The sequence below is a fragment of the Kitasatospora sp. NPDC001132 genome (genome assembly GCF_053598415.1).
Genome location: NZ_JBSFKF010000001.1, coordinates 392,297 through 408,380 on the forward strand (window position 1 = coordinate 392,297; position 16,084 = coordinate 408,380).

Annotated in this window: 13 protein-coding genes; 8 read left to right on the plus strand and 5 right to left on the minus strand. The window is 73.8% G+C overall.

The genetic code is table 11. The features are described from left to right. The first annotated feature begins 112 nt into the window (after nt 1-112). Both ACWDBE_RS01505 and ACWDBE_RS01510 read left to right on the plus strand, forming a co-directional pair. Nucleotides 113-1,123 (plus strand): GlxA family transcriptional regulator, encoded by a 1,011-nt coding sequence (locus ACWDBE_RS01505; protein WP_449806834.1) that lies wholly within the window; start codon nt 113-115, stop codon nt 1,121-1,123. Between the two features lie 30 nt (nt 1,124-1,153). Beyond that, nucleotides 1,154-1,906, plus strand: coding sequence for an MBL fold metallo-hydrolase (locus tag ACWDBE_RS01510; protein WP_449806835.1), 753 nt, complete (start codon nt 1,154-1,156; stop codon nt 1,904-1,906). A 38-nt stretch (nt 1,907-1,944) separates the two neighbouring features. Here the strand turns inward: ACWDBE_RS01510 and ACWDBE_RS01515 are convergent, their stop codons facing one another. The 5 genes from ACWDBE_RS01515 to gcvPA all read right to left on the minus strand — a co-directional run bounded on the left by ACWDBE_RS01515 (nt 1,945) and on the right by gcvPA (nt 7,644). Beyond that, complete coding sequence (locus tag ACWDBE_RS01515; RefSeq protein ID WP_449806836.1) at nt 1,945-2,598, minus strand: GntR family transcriptional regulator; 654 nt, start codon at nt 2,596-2,598, stop codon at nt 1,945-1,947. A gap of 102 nt (nt 2,599-2,700) precedes the next feature. After that, nucleotides 2,701-3,447 (minus strand): SDR family NAD(P)-dependent oxidoreductase, encoded by a 747-nt coding sequence (locus ACWDBE_RS01520; RefSeq protein WP_449806837.1) that lies wholly within the window; start codon nt 3,445-3,447, stop codon nt 2,701-2,703. 71 nt (nt 3,448-3,518) lie between these two features. Then, complete coding sequence (locus ACWDBE_RS01525) at nt 3,519-4,694, minus strand: ATP-NAD kinase family protein (RefSeq protein ID WP_449806838.1); 1,176 nt, start codon at nt 4,692-4,694, stop codon at nt 3,519-3,521. Beyond that, nucleotides 4,691-6,289: an aminomethyl-transferring glycine dehydrogenase subunit GcvPB gene (gcvPB, locus tag ACWDBE_RS01530; protein ID WP_449806839.1), complete on the minus strand. Its 1,599-nt coding sequence runs from the start codon at nt 6,287-6,289 to the stop codon at nt 4,691-4,693. The genes ACWDBE_RS01525 and gcvPB overlap by 4 nt, the downstream gene beginning before the upstream one ends. Beyond that, nucleotides 6,286-7,644, minus strand: coding sequence for an aminomethyl-transferring glycine dehydrogenase subunit GcvPA (gcvPA, locus tag ACWDBE_RS01535; RefSeq protein ID WP_449806840.1), 1,359 nt, complete (start codon nt 7,642-7,644; stop codon nt 6,286-6,288). Before gcvPA ends, gcvPB begins: the two co-directional genes overlap by 4 nt. A 96-nt stretch (nt 7,645-7,740) precedes the next feature. On the opposite strand from gcvPA, the gene ACWDBE_RS01540 reads away from it, so the two are divergent. The 6 genes from ACWDBE_RS01540 (at nt 7,741) to ACWDBE_RS01565 (ending at nt 16,005) form a co-directional block, all read left to right on the plus strand. Next, the gene (locus ACWDBE_RS01540; protein WP_449806841.1) at nt 7,741-9,132 is read left to right on the plus strand and encodes an ABC transporter substrate-binding protein; all 1,392 of its coding nucleotides are present in this window, start codon (nt 7,741-7,743) and stop codon (nt 9,130-9,132) included. 11 nt (nt 9,133-9,143) lie between these two features. Further along, nucleotides 9,144-10,073, plus strand: coding sequence for a carbohydrate ABC transporter permease (locus tag ACWDBE_RS01545; RefSeq protein WP_449806842.1), 930 nt, complete (start codon nt 9,144-9,146; stop codon nt 10,071-10,073). Continuing rightward, on the plus strand, nt 10,070-10,942 hold the full coding sequence (locus tag ACWDBE_RS01550; protein ID WP_449806843.1) for a carbohydrate ABC transporter permease: 873 nt from the start codon (nt 10,070-10,072) through the stop codon (nt 10,940-10,942). Before ACWDBE_RS01545 ends, ACWDBE_RS01550 begins: the two co-directional genes overlap by 4 nt. Further along, the gene (locus ACWDBE_RS01555) at nt 10,939-13,002 is read left to right on the plus strand and encodes a beta-galactosidase (protein WP_449806844.1); all 2,064 of its coding nucleotides are present in this window, start codon (nt 10,939-10,941) and stop codon (nt 13,000-13,002) included. The genes ACWDBE_RS01550 and ACWDBE_RS01555 overlap by 4 nt, the downstream gene beginning before the upstream one ends. Beyond that, nucleotides 12,999-15,197: an MGH1-like glycoside hydrolase domain-containing protein gene (locus ACWDBE_RS01560; protein WP_449806845.1), complete on the plus strand. Its 2,199-nt coding sequence runs from the start codon at nt 12,999-13,001 to the stop codon at nt 15,195-15,197. Before ACWDBE_RS01555 ends, ACWDBE_RS01560 begins: the two co-directional genes overlap by 4 nt. Before the next feature lie 94 nt (nt 15,198-15,291). Then, complete coding sequence (locus ACWDBE_RS01565; RefSeq protein WP_449806846.1) at nt 15,292-16,005, plus strand: ribonuclease H family protein; 714 nt, start codon at nt 15,292-15,294, stop codon at nt 16,003-16,005. Nucleotides 16,006-16,084 lie beyond the last annotated feature (79 nt).

Genomic DNA, 16,084 nt, shown 5'->3' on the forward strand with positions numbered 1-16,084 from the left:
GGAGGCGTAGGGCCGGTGGCCGAGCAGCGGCGGGGCAGCGCGCCGGGTAGTGGCCGAATCCTGCAGAGTCCCGTCATTGCCGCCACCGACGCCGCCGGGCGAGGGTAGGGGCATGAACGACGCACCCCGCCTGCCGCATCTGGTCGTGATCCCGGTGTTCCCCGGAGTGAACGCGCTGGACGTGACCGGGCCCGCCGAGATCCTCGCGCTGGCCGGACGGCTGCTGCCGGCCGGGCGGCCTGGGTACGACGTGCGGATGTGCGCGGAGCGGCGCGGTCCGGTGGCGACCTTCTCGGGGGTGCCGCTGTACGTGACCGACACCCTGGCCGAGCAGCGGGTGGGGCCGGACACCGTACTGGTGCCGGGGCGGGTGGACCTGGGGCCGGACGGGCCGGTGCCGCAGGTGGACCGGGCGGTGGTCGGCTGGCTGAGGGAGGTCGGGTCACGGGCCGGGCGGATCGCCTCGGTGTGTGCGGGCGCGCACGTGACGGCGGCGGCCGGACTGCTGGACGGGCACCGTGCGACCACCCACTGGGCGACCGCCGAGCGGCTGGCCGCCGACCACCCGGCCGTCGAGGTGGACGCCGACCCGGTGTTCATCCGCTCCGGGCGGATGTGGACCAGCGCCGGCCTGACCACCTCGATGGACCTCACCCTCGCGCTGGTCGCCGAGGACCACGGCGACGACCTGGCCCTGGAGATCGCCCGGGTGATGGTGATGTACCTTCAACGCCCGGGCGGCCAGAGCCAGTTCAGCGTCCCGTTGGCCCACCGTACGGGCGGCCGGGCGGACCTGGGCGACCTGCGCCGCTGGATCGGCGAGCACCTGGAGGCCGATCTGTCGGTGCCCGTGCTCGCCGCGCGACTCGCCATGAGTGAACGGCACTTCGCCCGGGTCTTCCGCGCCGAGACCGGCACCACGCCCGGGACGTACGTGGAGGCGCTGCGCGTGGAGGCCGCCCGCAGGCTGCTGGAGCGCAGCGACCACCCGCTGCCGGGCGTCGCCCGGGCCTGCGGCTTCGGCTCCGTGGAGACCCTGCACCGGGTATTCAGGGACCGGCTTTCCACCACGCCGGGGGACTACCGACGCCGCTTCAGGCTTGCCGGCCACACGACTGACTGACCGTCAATTGACCAGTAGAGAAGGAAGACTGTGAAGATCGAGGCCACCCACATCGGAACCGCGACCGTCCTGCTGGAGGTCGGCGGCCTGCGGCTGCTCACCGACCCGGTCTTCGACCGGGCCCCCGCCGAGTACCGGCACGACCCGGTCGTGCTGCGCAGCACCGGCGGCCCGGCGATGGGCGTGCACGAGCTGCCGCCGGTGGACGCCGTGCTGCTCAGCCACGACGAGCACCCGGACAACCTGGACGCCACCGGCCGCACCCTGCTCGCCGGGCGTCCGGTGCTGACCACGGTCAGCGGCGCGGCCAGGCTCGGCGGCGGCGCGCTCGGCCTGGCCCCGTGGCAGACCCGCGAGCTCACCGTGGACGGCCGCACCCTGCGGGTGACCGGCACGCCCGGCCTGCACGGGCCGGTCGGGGACGTCACCGGGTTCGTCGTCGAGGTGCCGGGCGAGCAGGAGGCGCTGTACGTCTCAGGGGACACCGTCCACATCCCCGAACTGGACGAGGTGGGGCGGCGGTTCCGGATCGGCACGGCGCTGCTGCACCTCGGCGCCGCCCGGATCGAGGCCTTCGGCGGCGGCGAGCTGATCACCATGGACGCGGCGCAGGCCGCCGCCCTCACCGCCTCGCTCGGCGCCCGCCGGGTGGTGCCCGTCCACTACGCCTCGTGGGAGCACTTCACCGAGGGGCGGGCGGAGACCACCGCGCGGTTCGCGGCGGCGGGCCTGGCGGACCGGCTGCACTGGCTCACCCCGGGCGTCGCCGAACAGCTGGGCTGACGGGCAGGTGACCGGCCGGCCGGTGGACCGAGGGGCCTTCAGAGCGCGGCGACCGGGGGCAGACGGTCCAGGATGCGTTCCATGCCGCTGGTCCAGTTGGCCTCCAGCGCGGTGACGGCCTGGTCGAGGTCGCCGTCCAGCAGGCACTGGGCGATCCGTTCGTGCTCCTCGGCGGCGCGTTCCAGGATCTCGTGGTCGCCGACCACCACCCGCTCGTAGCGGTGCAGGGTGAGCTTCAGCGAGTCGATCATCTCGCGCAGCCGGGCGTTGGAGCAGCCGGAGAGCAGCAGGGCGTGCCAGGCGTCGTCGTAGCGCTCTATCGTGCCGTGCGGGGCCTGGGGGGCGGAGAAGGCGCGGGCCTCGGCGAGCAGCCGGGGGGCGATCTCGGCCAGGTGGGCCGGGTCGGAGGTGCGCAGGGCCAGCGACTCCAGGGCGATCACGATCGCGGTGAGGTCGAGGAACTCCTGTTTGCCGGTGGGGGCGAAGCGGAAGCCCTTGCCGCGCTCGCTGGTGATGATGCCCTCGCGCTCCAGGCTGATCAGGGCCTCGCGCAGGGGCGTCCGGCTGACGCCCAGTTCCTCGGCGAGCTGGACCTCGTTGATCGACTCGCCGGGGGTGAACCGGCCGCGGCCGAGCTGCTCCAGCAGTTCGTCCTTCACCTGCTCGCGCAGCGGACGCCGCTCGATCGCCATCAGGCTTCCCTTCTTCCCTCGGTCCGTAGCGTACCGGCCGGGCGGCGCACGCCGTCGCCCGGCCGCCGTACGGGGGCTGCGGTGCTGTACGGTGTGCGGTCGTCAGGCGGTGCCGGCGCCGTCCACGGCGATGACCGCGCCGCTGACGAAGGCGGCGGCGTCGCTGGCCAGGAAGGCGACGGTCTGGGCGATGTCCCGGGGTTGGCCGATCCGGCCGAGCGGGCGGTCGGCGGCGCCGGTGTAGAAGGCGTCCGGGTTCTCACCGAGCTGGCGGGCCTCCTCGGCGAGCATGCCGGTGTCGGTGTCGCCCGGGCAGACGCAGTTGACCCGGATGTTGTCCGGGCCGTGGTCGATGGCCATCGCCCTGGTCATGTTGACCACCGCGCCCTTGGAGGCGCAGTAGGAGACGGCCCGGCCGCCGCCCTTGATGCCCCAGCCGGAGCCGGTGTTGACGATGCTGCCGCCGCCGTTCGCGGCCATCAGCGGCACCACAAGCCCGCTGAGCAGCATGATCGAGCGGACGTTGACGGCCATCACCTGGTCCCAGTCCTCGTCGGTGATCTCGGTGACGGTGGAGCGGCGGATGATCCCGGCGTTGTTGAACAGCACGTCCACGCCGCCGTGTTGTTCGACGGCGGTGCGGACGGCGTGCTCGCAGTCGGGGCGCCGGGAGACGTCGCAGCGGACGAAGGTGCCGCCGATCTCCTTGGCGGCCCGTTCGCCGCGCTCGGCGTCGAGGTCGAGGAGGACGACGGCGGCGCCGAGTTCGGCGAACAGGGCGGCGGTGGCCCGGCCGATGCCGGAGGCGGCGCCGGTGACGATCGCGCGCTTGCCGTGCAGGTCGATCATGGGGGCTCCTTCAACTGGCCTGGGAGAGAGGGGGGTCAGGCGGGTGGGCGGGCTCGGACGAGTGGGCGGGTTCAGGCGGAGAGGCGGTAGACGGCGCCGGAGCGGCGGCCGGTGATCACCCGGACGTGGCCGGCCAGGGCGTCGTCCAGTTCCGGGTCGCCGGTGTCCAGTAGCAGGGGCCGCCCCGCCAGGGCGGCGAGCTTCGCCTCGGTGGCGAGCACCAGCAGCCGCTCCCGGCCGGCGGCGCGCAGCAGTTCGGGGGTGAGCTGCTGGTTGCCGCGGCCGAGCAGGAAGCCCTGGCCGCCGATCGGGGAGAGCACGATGTGCGGGGTGGTGGGCAGGATGCGCAGCTGGTCGGCGCGGGCGTCGCGGATCAGCACCCGGGCGGCGCGGGCGAGGCCGTCGGCGTGGCCGGGGCCGAGGGCGCCCTCGGGGCCGAGCCGCAGCAGGTCGACGCCGGTCAGGCTGGCGCCCGGTGCGCCGAGCGCGGTGGCCACCGCGTAGGTGGTGCTGCCGGGCCCGAGGAGCAGCAGCCCGCCGGGGCCGACCCGTTCGGCGACCTCGGCGGCGATGCCGGCCGGCGCCCCCGGGTCGGGCCCGGAGCTGCCGGTCTTGCGCTGCTGCACCCGGGCGGGAAGCACCGGGACGGTCAGCCGGCCGTACAGCCGGGCGGAGACCCGGCCGGCCCGCAGTGCGGCCTCGTCCCGGTCCACCACCTCGCCGGCCTCCAGGCGCACGCCCCGGCCGGCCGCCCAGGCCGCCGCGACCTCGGCGGCGGCCCGGGGGTGGACGGCGAACACGGCGGAGTGCATCTTGACCCCGGCCGGGATGCCGAGGGCCGGCAGGCGGGGCTCGGGCCCGAGCGCGTCCAGGACGTCGCGGGCGGTGCCGTCGCCGCCGCAGAACAGCAGCAGCCCGGCGCCGGCCGCGACCAGGGCGCGCACCGCGGCCCGGGTGTCGGCGGCGGTGGTCGGCGCTCCGGCGGGCCGGTGGACGATCCGCGCGGGCCGGCCGGCCGCCCGGGCGGCGTCGGCGCCCATCGCCCCTTCGGTTGTGATCAGCTCGATTTCCGGAGGGAGTTGACGAAGTGTCAGTTCGGCGCGGGCGGGGGCCTGGGGGCGGGCACCGAGTGCCAGCGCCCGCCGCTGGACCTCGGCGCCGTCGCTGCCCTGGAGGCCGACCCGGCCGCCGAGGCCGGCCACCGGGTTGACCACGAGCCCGATCCGGGCGCCCGGGGCGGGCGTCACGGCTGCTCGCCGAGGACCTTGCGGCGGTAGGCGCGCCAGCTGACCGCCCAGAGCGCCGGATCGTCCAGCGGCTCGTGCCGGATCCGGTGCACGGTGGAGTGGTGCGGCGCGGTGCGGACGGTCTCCGGGGCCTCGTACGCCTCGCGGGCGACCTCGGTCAGGATCGCCGCGTACTCGTCCAGGTCGGCCCGGGAGTAGGACTCGGTGGGCTCCAGGGTCATCGGCTCGGGGACGACGTACGGGTGGTGGCTGGTCCAGTAGTGGGTGCCGAAGTCGGCGGCGCGGTAGCCGAGCTCCTCGCTGTGCAGGCCGGTGTCCTCGTTGAGCTGCTGCCAGCTGTAGCGGACCTGCTCGACCCGGGGGCGGCCCTCGGCGTAGGGGACGGAGACGCCGCGGATCTGCCGCACCCGGTGCAGCAGGTAGTTGTTGTTGAGCACGGCGGTCTCGGCGACCTCGCGCAACCCCTCGGCGCCCAGTGACATGATCCAGGCGTAGGCGCGCACCAGGTTGGGCACGACGCCCAGGTACGGGCGGATCTTGCCGACCGATCCGGGCCGGTCGTCGTCCAGGACGTACCGCTCGCCGTCGAACTCGACGGTGGGGCGCGGCAGGTAGGGCGCCAGCTCGGCGGTGACGCCGCAGGCGCCGGCCGCCGGACCGCCGCAGGCGTGCGGGGTGGAGAAGGTCTTGTGCAGGTTGAAGTGGCACAGGTCGAAGCCGGCCTCGCGGGCCCGGGTGATGCCGAGGATGCCGTTGGCGTTGGCCTGGTCGTAGGCGCACAGGCCGCCGGCCTCGTGGACGATCCGGACGAACTCGGCGATCCGCGGGTTGTAGATGCCGGTGTCCTCGGGGTTGGTGATGAGCAGCGCGGCGGTGCGCGGGCCGACGGCGGCGCGCAGCGCCTCGATGTCGGGGTAGCCGTCGGCGTCCGGGTGCAGGGTGATCACCCGGAAGCCGGCGGTCTTGGCGCAGGCGGCATTGGAGGGGTGGGAGAAGGCGGTGGTGATGATCTCGTCGCGCTGCTCCAGCTCGCCGCGGGCGGCGTGGTGGGCGCGGATCACCGAGACGTTGGTCCAGATCGCCGCCGAGCCCGCGCCGGGCTGGAGGCTGACCCGGTCCATGCCGGAGATCTCCTTGAGCAACTGCTCCAGCCGGTGGACGAGTTCGAGCACGCCCTGGACGGTGGAGGCGTCCTGCGCCGGGTGCAGGGCGGCGATCCTGGGGTCGCGGACGAAGGTGTCGTTGACCTTCGGGCTGTACTTCATGGTGCAGGTGCCCTGGCCGACGTCCACGTTGAGGTCGGCTCCCAGGTTCTCCTGGGAGAGCCGCAGGTAGTGCCGGAGCACCTGCTGCTGGCCGAGTTCGGGCAGGGCGGGCGGTGTGCGGCGGCGCAGCGCGGCGGGCAGCCGCTCGGCCGGGTCGCCGACGGCGGCGGTGACGGCGGGCTCGGGCAGCGGGGGCAGGATGCCGCGCTCGCCGGGGGTGCCCAGCTCGAAGATCAGCTTCTCGTCCCAGCGGGCCTGGTGGAACCGCCGCAGGGCCGGTTTGGGGGCGATGAGGGGGTTTACCGGGGCGGAGTCATGGCTGGTCGTCACTTGACGGTCTCCTCAAGCGCGTCGGCGAGGCGGTCGATGTCCGCCGCGGTGTGCAGCTCGGTCACGCAGTAGTGGCCCTCGTCCGGGCCGGCCGGGGTGCCGCCGTGCAGGCCGTGGGCGAGCAGGGCCTCGGCGATCTCGGCGGCGCCGCGCTCGCCGGTGTAGCGGACGGTGAAGTCGGCGAAGTGCACGGCGTGCGGGTCGGCCAGTTCCACGCCGGGGACGCGGGCCAGGCGCTGCCGGGCGTAGGCGGTGTTGGCGAGGATCGTCTCGCCGATCTCGCGCATGCCGTGCGGGCCCATCAGGGCGAGGTAGACCCCGGCGGCGATGCCGTGCAGGGCGGCGGCGGTGCCGACCCACTCCTTGCCCTCCTCGCGCAGCGCGAAGGAGGTGCGCTCGTATGCGACGTCGCCGAAGCCGTACTCGCCGGGGACGTCGGTGGGTGTGAGGCCGAACAGCCGGCTCGGGTACTCGGCGACCAGGTGCTCGTCGTCCGGGCTGCCGATGAAGCCGGCGTTGCCGCCGCCGAAGCTCGGGTGGATGCCGAGCGGCTGGAGGTCGCCGCAGGTGAGGTCGGCGCCGAGTTCGGCGGGCGGGGTGAGCACACCGAGGCTGAGCGGGTTGACGTGGGCCACCGCCAGCGCCCCGGCCCGGTGGGCGAGTTCGACGTACTGCGGCAGCTCCTGGTCCACCCGCCCGCGGTGGTCGGTCAGTTGGGCGTAGACGGCGGCCACGTCGCCCTCGGCCAACGCTGCCCGGACGGAGGCGGGCTCGGCCGGGACGGGCACCAGCTCGTGGACGCCCCGGACGTAGTCGTGGATCCGGGAGAGCCGGTCCGGGTCGATCGCGCCGACCAGGACCAGCCGGCGCCGCCCGGTGGCCCGTCCGGCCATCCGCAGCGCCGTCGCGGCGGCCTGGAACCCGTCGTACGTCGGCACGTTGACGACCTCGACGGCCAGCAGCTCGGCCATCAGCGACTGGTACTCCCACAGCGCCTGGAAGCGGCCGTGGTCCTCGTAGGGCTCGCCCGCGTAGGCGGTGAGGAACTCGCTGCGGTTGACGATCTCGTCCACCACGGCGGGCACGTGGTGGCGGTAGCAGCCGGCGCCGAGGAAGCTGCGGCCGGGCGGGACGGCGGTGTTGCGGGAGAGGAGCTCCTCCATGTGCGCGACCAGCCGGGCCTCGGAGCCGAGCGGTTCGGGCAGGCGCAGTGGGCGGTCCAGCCGGAGGGCGGCGGGGATGTCGGCGTAGAACTCCTCGACGTCCTGGGCGCCGACCGCCGCCAGCATCGCTTTCCTCACCTGCGGCGCGGAGTTGGGGATGTACGGGTGGGTTCGGGGGACGCGTGTGCTCATGCTGGCACCTTCCGCGATTTCAGTCACAAGCCTTGACGGGGTTGTGAATGCTGAGTTCTGTATACAGCATTCGGCATTCACCAGTCGGGAGGCAAGATGTCCGCACCAACCCGGCCCGAAAAACATCCCCAACTATCCGGTGATCAGGGCGAATTCACTGGCCGACCGGCCCGCCGGCGGATCCTCTCCGCCGGACTTGCGGGCGGCGCGCTACTGCTGACCGGCGCCACCGGCTGCGCGACCGGCGGGGCCGGCGGCACCAGCGCCAAGCAGCTCACCGGAAGCCCGGGCGCCGCCCTCGCCGGGAAGGTCACCATCTGGTCCTGGGACGTCGCCGCCAAGGCCATGCAGCGGCTCGGCAAGGCCTTCGAGCAGGCCCACCCCGCAACGACCGTCGAGGTGGTGGACATCGGCTACGACAACGCCTACGACAAGATCACCGTCGGGCTCGGGGCCGGCAGCGGCCTGCCCGACATCCTCACCGTCGAGGGCAGCAGACTGCCCACCTACATCGGCAACTTCCCGAACGGCCTGGTCGACCTCACCAGCCGCTTCGCCGGCCTCAAGTCCCAGTACGCGGACGCCTCCTGGCGCACCGTGACGGACGCCAAGGGCAAGGTCTTCGCGCTGCCCTGGGACAGCGGGCCGTGCGCCCTGTTCTACCGGCGCGACCTCTTCCGACAGGCCGGCATCGACCCGGCGAACCTCGGCACCTGGGACGACTACCTCACCGCCGGCACCACCCTCAAGGCCGCCACCGGAAAGAAGCTGCTCATCCTGGACTCCAAACAGGACAGCCTCTTCGCCATGCTCCTCCAACAGCAGGGCCAGCGCTGGTTCACCGACGGCAAGGTTGCCGTCGCCACCCCCGCCGCCGAACGCGCCCTCACCCTGATGAAACAGCTCGTCGACCGCGACCTGGTGGACTTCGAGAACGGCTGGGACGGCTTCGTCTCCGGCACCCACGACGGCAAGGCCGCCACCACCCCCACCGCGGCCTGGTGGGACGGCACCCTCACCGCCGAAATGGCCGACCTCAGCGGGAAGTTCGGCGTCGTCCCGCTGCCCGCCTTCACCCCCGGCGGCACCCGCACCTCCAACAGCGGCGGCTCCACCCTCTGCGTCACCGCGCAGAGCCGCAACCCGGAGACAGCATGGGCGTTCCTCTCCTTCCTGCTCGCCGACAAGGCCAACCAGGCCTCGATGATGCAGCACGAAGGACTCTTCCCCGCCTACCTCCCCGCCCTGGACGACCCGTACTTCCAGCAGCCCGCGCCCTACTACGGCGGCCAGCCCACCATGCAGCTGTTCGCCGGGCTCACCCGGAGCGTCCCCACCGTCGAGTTCACGGCGGACGACTCCAAGGCCGGCGACATCGTCAACACCGCCGTCAACCAGGTGCTGCACAACGGCGCCGACCCGGGCGCCGTGCTGCGCTCCGCCGCCCGCCAGATCGCCACCGCGACCGGCCGCCAAACGGTCGCGTAGGGGCGGGCCCGATGACCAGTCCTCCGGCGTCCCTGCGCAAACCGGCGGTCACGGCCCGAGCCACCCCCGCCCGCCGCCGGCGCTCCCCACGGACCGCGGCCTGGCTGTTCGCCGGGCCCACCACCGCACTCTTCGTCGCCTTCTTCGCCTACCCGCTCGGCGCCAGCCTCTACCAGAGCTTCACCGCCCGCCGCGACGGCGTCGACGTCTGGGTCGGCCTGGACCAGTACCGGCGGATGTTCCACGACCCCGCCTTCCTGCACTCCCTGGTCAACACCGGCCTGATCCTCGCCGTCCAGGTGCCCGTGATGATCGGCCTCGCCCTGGTGCTCGCCGTCCTGCTCAACCAGTCCTGGCTGCGCTTCCGGGCCGGCTGGCGGGCGGTGTTCTTCCTGCCCGCCATCACCACCCTGGTCGCCTACGCCGTGGTCTTCCAGGTCCTGCTGCGTACCGACGGCGGCCTCGCCAACCAGCTCCTCCAGGCGCTCGGCCTCGGCCCGGTCGACTGGCTCAACTCGCCCACCTGGGCCCGGATCTCGCTGATCGGATCGGTCACCTGGCGGTGGACCGGCTACAACGCGGTGATCCTGCTCGCCGGGCTGCACGCCATCGGCCGCGACCAGTACGAGGCCGCCTCCCTCGACGGCGCCGGCGCCGTGCGCACCTACACCGGTGTCATCCTGCCGCAACTGCGCCCGGTGGTGCTGTTCTGCGTCATCACCTCCACCATCGGCACCCTCCAACTCTTCGACGAGAACTACGTGCTGACCCGCGGCGGCCCCGGCGACGCGACGCTCACCCCGGTGGTCTACCTCTACAAGGTCGGCTTCCAGCAGCTCGACTTCGGCTACGCGGCCGCCATCGCCTGGGTGGTGGTGCTGATCATCGCGGCGGTCTCGCTGATCCAGTTCCGGCTCTACGGAAGGGAACGCCGCCGATGAGCAGCATCCCCACGACAGGGCCGGCGGCCCGGCCCGGCCGCACCCCGCTGCCCGCCAGGATCGGCCGCGCCGCCGTCCTCGCCGCCCTCACCCTCGGCGCCGTGGTCAGCCTGGTGCCCTTCGCCTGGATGCTGATCGCCGGCACCCACAGCAGCTCCGAACTCTTCCACTCCCCACCGCCGTTCCTGCCCGGCGGCAACCTGCTGCGCAACCTGGCGCACCTCCAGGAGACCATCGGCTTCGGCCGGGTGCTGCTCAACAGCCTCGGCATCGCCGTCGTCTACACCGTGCTCAGCTCGCTGCTGTCCGCGATGTGCGGCTACGGGCTCGCCAAGTACCGCTTCCGTGGCCGGGGCCTGCTGCTCGGCCTGGTGCTGGCGACCATGATGATCCCCCTGCAGGTGCTGCTGGTCCCGCTGTTCCAGATGATGGCCAGCCTCGGCTGGATCGACAGCTACCAGGCCGTGATCGTGCCCTTCCTGGCCAACTCCTTCGGCATCCTGCTGATGCGCCAGGGCTTCCTCGACTTCCCCGACGAACTGCTGGAATCCGCCCGGATCGACGGCTCCGGCGAGCTGCGCACCTTCTACCGGGTCGTCCTGCCCTGCGTGCGGCCGCAGCTGGGCGCACTGGTGATCTTCACCTTCATGGGCCAGTGGAACAGCTTCATCTGGCCGCTGCTGATGCTCAACACCGAGGACAGGTACACCGTGCCGGTCGCGCTCAACACGCTGACCGGACTGACCCACGTCGACTACTCCGGCCTGATGCTCGGCTCCTTCCTGGCCACGCTCCCGCTGATGGTGCTCTTCCTGCTCTTCCAGCGGCAGTTCGTGGCCGGCCTGCTGGGCGGAGCCCTGAAGGGATGACCACGACCGTGACCACGGACCGCCTCACCCGGGTGCCCGGCCTGCTGTACGGCGGGGACTGGAACCCCGAGCAGTGGCCCGAGCAGGTGTGGGCCGAGGACGTGAAGCTGATGGCCGAGGCCGGGGTCAACCTGGTCACCGTCGGCGTTTTCTCCTGGGCCCGGCTCCAACCGGACGCCGACAGCTGGGACTTCGGCTGGCTGGACCGGCTCCTCGACCTCGTCCACCGGCACGGCATCGCCGTCGACCTGGCCACCGCCACCGCCTCCCCGCCGGCCTGGTTGGTGCGCGCCCACCCCGAGCTGCTGCCCGTCACCGCCGACGGCGTACGGCTGGAGTTCGGCTCGCGCCAGCACTACTGCCCCTCCTCGCCCGCCTACCGACAGGCCGCCGTCCGCCTCACCCGGGCACTCGCCGAGCGCTACCGCGACCACCCCGCGCTCGCCCTGTGGCACATCCACAACGAGTACGGCGACCACGTCCAGGAGTGCTTCTGCCCCGCCTCGGCCGCCGACTTCCGCCGCTGGCTGCGCGAACGACACGGCGACATCGAGGAGTTGAACCGCTCCTGGGGCACCGCCTTCTGGTCCCAGCACTACAACTCCTTCGAGCAGATCGAGCCTCCCCGCACCGCGCCCGGCCCGGTCAACCCCACCCAGCTGCTGGACTGGCGCCGGTTCTGCTCGGACGCGCTGCTCGCCCTGCACCGGGCCGAGAAGGCCGTCCTGGACGAGGTCTCGCCCGGCGTCCCGGTCACCACCAACTTCATGTCGATGCTCAAGGCCCTCGACTACTGGGAGTGGAGCCGGCACGAGGACTTCGTCTCCGACGACGCCTATCCCGACCCGGCCGACCCGCGCGCCCACGTCAACGCCGCGATGAACTACGACCTGATGCGCTCGCTCAAGGGCGGCCGCCCCTGGCTGCTGATGGAACAGGCCCCCTCCGCGGTCAGCTGGCGGCCGGTCAACGTGCCCAAGACCCCCGGCCTGCACCGCCTCTGGTCGCTCCAGGCGCTGGCCCGCGGCGCCGACGGCGTCCTGCACTTCCAGTGGCGCGCCTCGGTGGCCGGAGCCGAGAAGTTCCACAGCGCGATGCTCCCGCACCGGGGCACCGCCGCACGCGGCTGGCAGGAGACCGTCCGCTTCGGTACGGAACTGCGCCGCCTCGGCGAACTCGCCGGCTCCCGGCTGCGCGGGCAGGTGGCCGTCCTGCTCGACTGGGACAGCTGGTGGGCGCTGGAACTGGACGACCACCCCTCCGCCCGGATGCGCTGGCTCGACCTGCTCCGCCCCTGGTACGCGGCGCTGTACGAGCGCGGCGTCACCGTCGACTTCGTCCCGTCCACCGCCGACCCCGACGGCTACCCGCTGCTGCTCGCCCCCAACCTCTACCTGCTGGACACCGCCACCGCCGACCGGCTCACCGCCTACGTGCGCGGCGGCGGCCGCCTGGTCTGCGGCCCGTTCAGCGGCATCACCGACCGGCACGACCACATCCACCCCGGCGGCCACCCCGGGCCGCTGCGCGAGCTGCTGGGGATCGTGGTGGACGAGCACTGGCCGATCCCGGACGGCGCGACCACCACCCTCACCCCGGCGGGCACCGAGCCTCCCGCGGAGCCGCGGACCGAACTGCGCGCCGAACGCTGGAGCGAGTGGATCGAGGCCGAGACCGCCGAGACCCTCGCCCGCTACGACTCCGGCGCACTGGCCGGCCTCCCCGCCGTCACCCGCAACCGCCTGGGCGCCGGCAGCGCATGGTACCTGAGCTGCCACCTCGGCACCGACCTCGGCGCCGTGCTCGACCCGGTGCTCGCCGAAGCCGGGGTGGGCGCCGAACTCCCCGGCCTGCCGGAGGGCGTCGAGGCCACCCGCCGGCACGCCGCCGACGGCACCGGCTACCTCTTCCTGCTCAACCACGGCCCCGTCGAGCGCCGGGTGCCGCTCGACGCGCCCGGCACCGACCTGCTCACCGGCACCGAGGCCGCCGCGGCCGTCACCCTCGCGCCGCTCGGCGCCGCCGTCCTCCGACTCCCCGCCGCCCAGGAGCGCGCATGAACCCGCTGACCCGCCGCCACGTCCTGGCAGGCTCCGCCGCCCTCGCCGCGGCCGGCGTCCTCGCCGCCGCCCCGGCCGCCGCCGCACAACCCCAGGACCCGGCCGCCCCCCAGGACCCGGCAGCCCTCCATGACCTGGCAGGCCCCCAGGACCGCTACGCCGACCTCCTCGACCTCCACGGCACCCCAGCCCAGGCCTACCCCGGCGACGCCCACGGCAACAACCCGATCAACGTCTTCGCCGACCTCGGAGCCTGGCACGCCTACGCCCTGCCCCGCCCCGCCGACCCGCAAGGAGGTTTCACCGGCCCGCTGTACCTCGCCCAGGAGTACCCCTGGTGGCTCAGCGACGGCCTGACCCGCCTCCAGCTCACCGAACACGGCCGCCCCCTGGACCTCACCGCCGGCGCCCCCGCCGCCGGCACCTCGCTGCCCGGCCTGCTGCGCCTGACCCACGACCTCGGCGCCGGCCTCGCCCTCACCCTGGAACTGCGCTTCGCCGGCAACCGCACCGCCCTGATCCGCGCCCGCCTCGCCAACACCGGCCCGGCCGTACGCACCCTGGCCGTCGCCTGGACGGGCCGGCTGCTGCGCCCCGCCACCGGCCCCCAGCGCGAGGCCCCGCGACTGGTCGCCGCCGACCGCGGCGTGGAGGTGCGGTTCGCCAGGGTCCGGCAGACCTGGGACTACCTCACCGACGGCACCGAGCGCTTCGCCGTCCGCCATGTGCGGCCCGTCCGGGTGGAGCTGAGCGCCGACGGCGACGGCCACCGCACCGAACTCGCCGAGCCCGTACGACTGGCGCCGGGGGAGAGCCGCAGCCTTGACTGGACCGAGAGCTACACCTTCACCGAGGCCGAGTACGCCCGGGCCGCACAGGAGGCCGACGCCGCGCTGCGCGCCCCGGAGCGGGTCGCCGCCGAGGGCACCGCCCGCTGGCACGGGTACCTGACCCGGGCCACCGAGGGCGTCCCCGCCGCCCGCCGCCGCACCGCCGCCAAGTGCGTGCAGACCCTGGTCACCAACTGGCGCGGCCCGGCCGGGCGGATCCGGCACGACGCCGTCACCCCGACGCTCTCCTACAAGTGGTTCAGCGGAGTCTGGGCCTGGGACACCTGGAAGCAGGCCGTCGGCACCGCCGCCTTCGCCCCCGCGCTGGCCGCCGACCAGATCCGGGCCGTGTTCGACCACCAGGCGCCGGCCGGAGCGCCGGACGCCGGCATGGTCCCCGACTGCGTCTTCTACAACGACCCGAGCACCGGCGGCGGCAACTGGAACGAGCGCAACTCCAAGCCCCCGCTGGCCTCCTGGGCGGTCTGGGAGGTCTACCGGCGCAGCGGCGACCGCGCCTTCCTGCGGGAGCTGCTGCCCAAGCTGACCGCCTACCAGGACTGGTGGTACCGCACCCGCGACCACCTCGGCGAGGGCCTGTGCGAGTACGGCGCCACCGTGGACCCTGCCAACGCCACCGCCCAGGACCGCGTGGAGGCGGCGGCCTGGGAGTCCGGCATGGACAACGCCCCGCGCTTCGACGCCGCCGGCGTGGTCCCCAACCAGGACGCGAACGGGACGCTGCTCGGCTGGTCGCTCGACCAGCGCTCGGTCGACCTCAACGCCTACCTGGCCGCCGACCACCGCCACCTGGCGCTGATCGCCGCCGAACTGGGCGACCGGCCCGTCGCCGAGCGGCTGCGCGCCCGCGCCGAGCGGATCGACGCCGCCGTGCGCGACACCATGTACGACCCGGCCGGCGGCTGGTTCCACGACACCGACCTGGCGACCGGCGCCCGGCTCACCGCCCGGGGCCGCGGCATCGAGGGCGCGATCCCGCTCTGGTCCGGCACCGCGACCGCCGCCCAGGCCCGTACCGTCCGCCGGCTGCTGCTCGACCCGGCGGAGTTCGGCACCGCCATGCCGTTCCCGACCGTGGCCCGCAGCTCGCCGTCCTTCGACCCGGCCGGCTACTGGCGCGGCCTGGCCTGGCTCGACCAGACCTACTTCGCGATCGAGGGCCTGCGCCGGTACGGCTGGGAGCAGGACGCCCGGCGGACGGTCGAGCGGCTGCTGGCCACCGCCGCCGGGCTGGCCGGGGACGGCCCGGTGCGGGAGAACTACGACCCGCTGACGGGGGAGGGGCACAGCTCGACCAACTTCAGCTGGTCGGCGGCGCTGCTGCTGCTCCTGCTGCGGGGCTGAGCGGCCGAGCGGGCCGAGCGGGCCGAGCAGGCCGAGCGGGCCGAGCGGGCCGAGCGGCTTTGGCTCCGGGCCCGCGACCAGGCATGATCGGGGCATGGTCGAACGAGTCATTGCAGCGTGTGACGGAGCAGCCAAGGGCAACCCCGGTCCGGCGGGCTGGGCGTACGTGGTCGCGGACGCCGCCGGGGTGCCCCAGCGGTGGCAGGCCGGCGCGCTCGGGCACAGCACCAACAACGTGGGCGAGCTGACGGCGCTGCGGCAGCTGCTGGCCTCGACGGACCCGGCGGTCCCGCTGGAGGTACGGCTGGACAGCACCTACACCCGCGACTCGGTGACCAAGTGGCTCAAGGGCTGGAAGCGCAACGGCTGGAAGACGGCGGCCGGCAAGCCGGTCGCCAACCAGGAGCTGATCCAGGCGATCGACGCGCTGCTGGAGGGCCGGGACGTCACCTTCGTGTACGTGCCGGCCCACCAGGTCGACGGCGACCCCCTGAACGCCATCGCCGACAAGGCCGCCAGCGACGCCGCCCGCACCCAGCAGGACGCCTCCGGCACCGCCGCCGACCTGCCGGTCCCCGATCCGGCCGCCGCCACGAAGGCCCCCGGGGCGCGCGCCGCCCGTACCGTGTCCGCCGGCTCCTCCGCCGCCGGAAGCGGCGGCACCGCCCGGCGGAGCGGCGGCTCGCGCACCCTGAACGCCCGCTTCCCCGGCACCTGCCCGTGCAGCCGCCCGTACGCCAAGGGCGACAAGATCACCAAGGTCGGCGGCTCCTGGGGCCACCCGGAGTGCGCCGCCGCCCACGCCTGACGAACCCCGAGCGGCAGGCCACCGGACGCACGACGGCGCGGAACTTCCGGCCCCCTCTCGGGAGCCGGGAGTGCCGCGC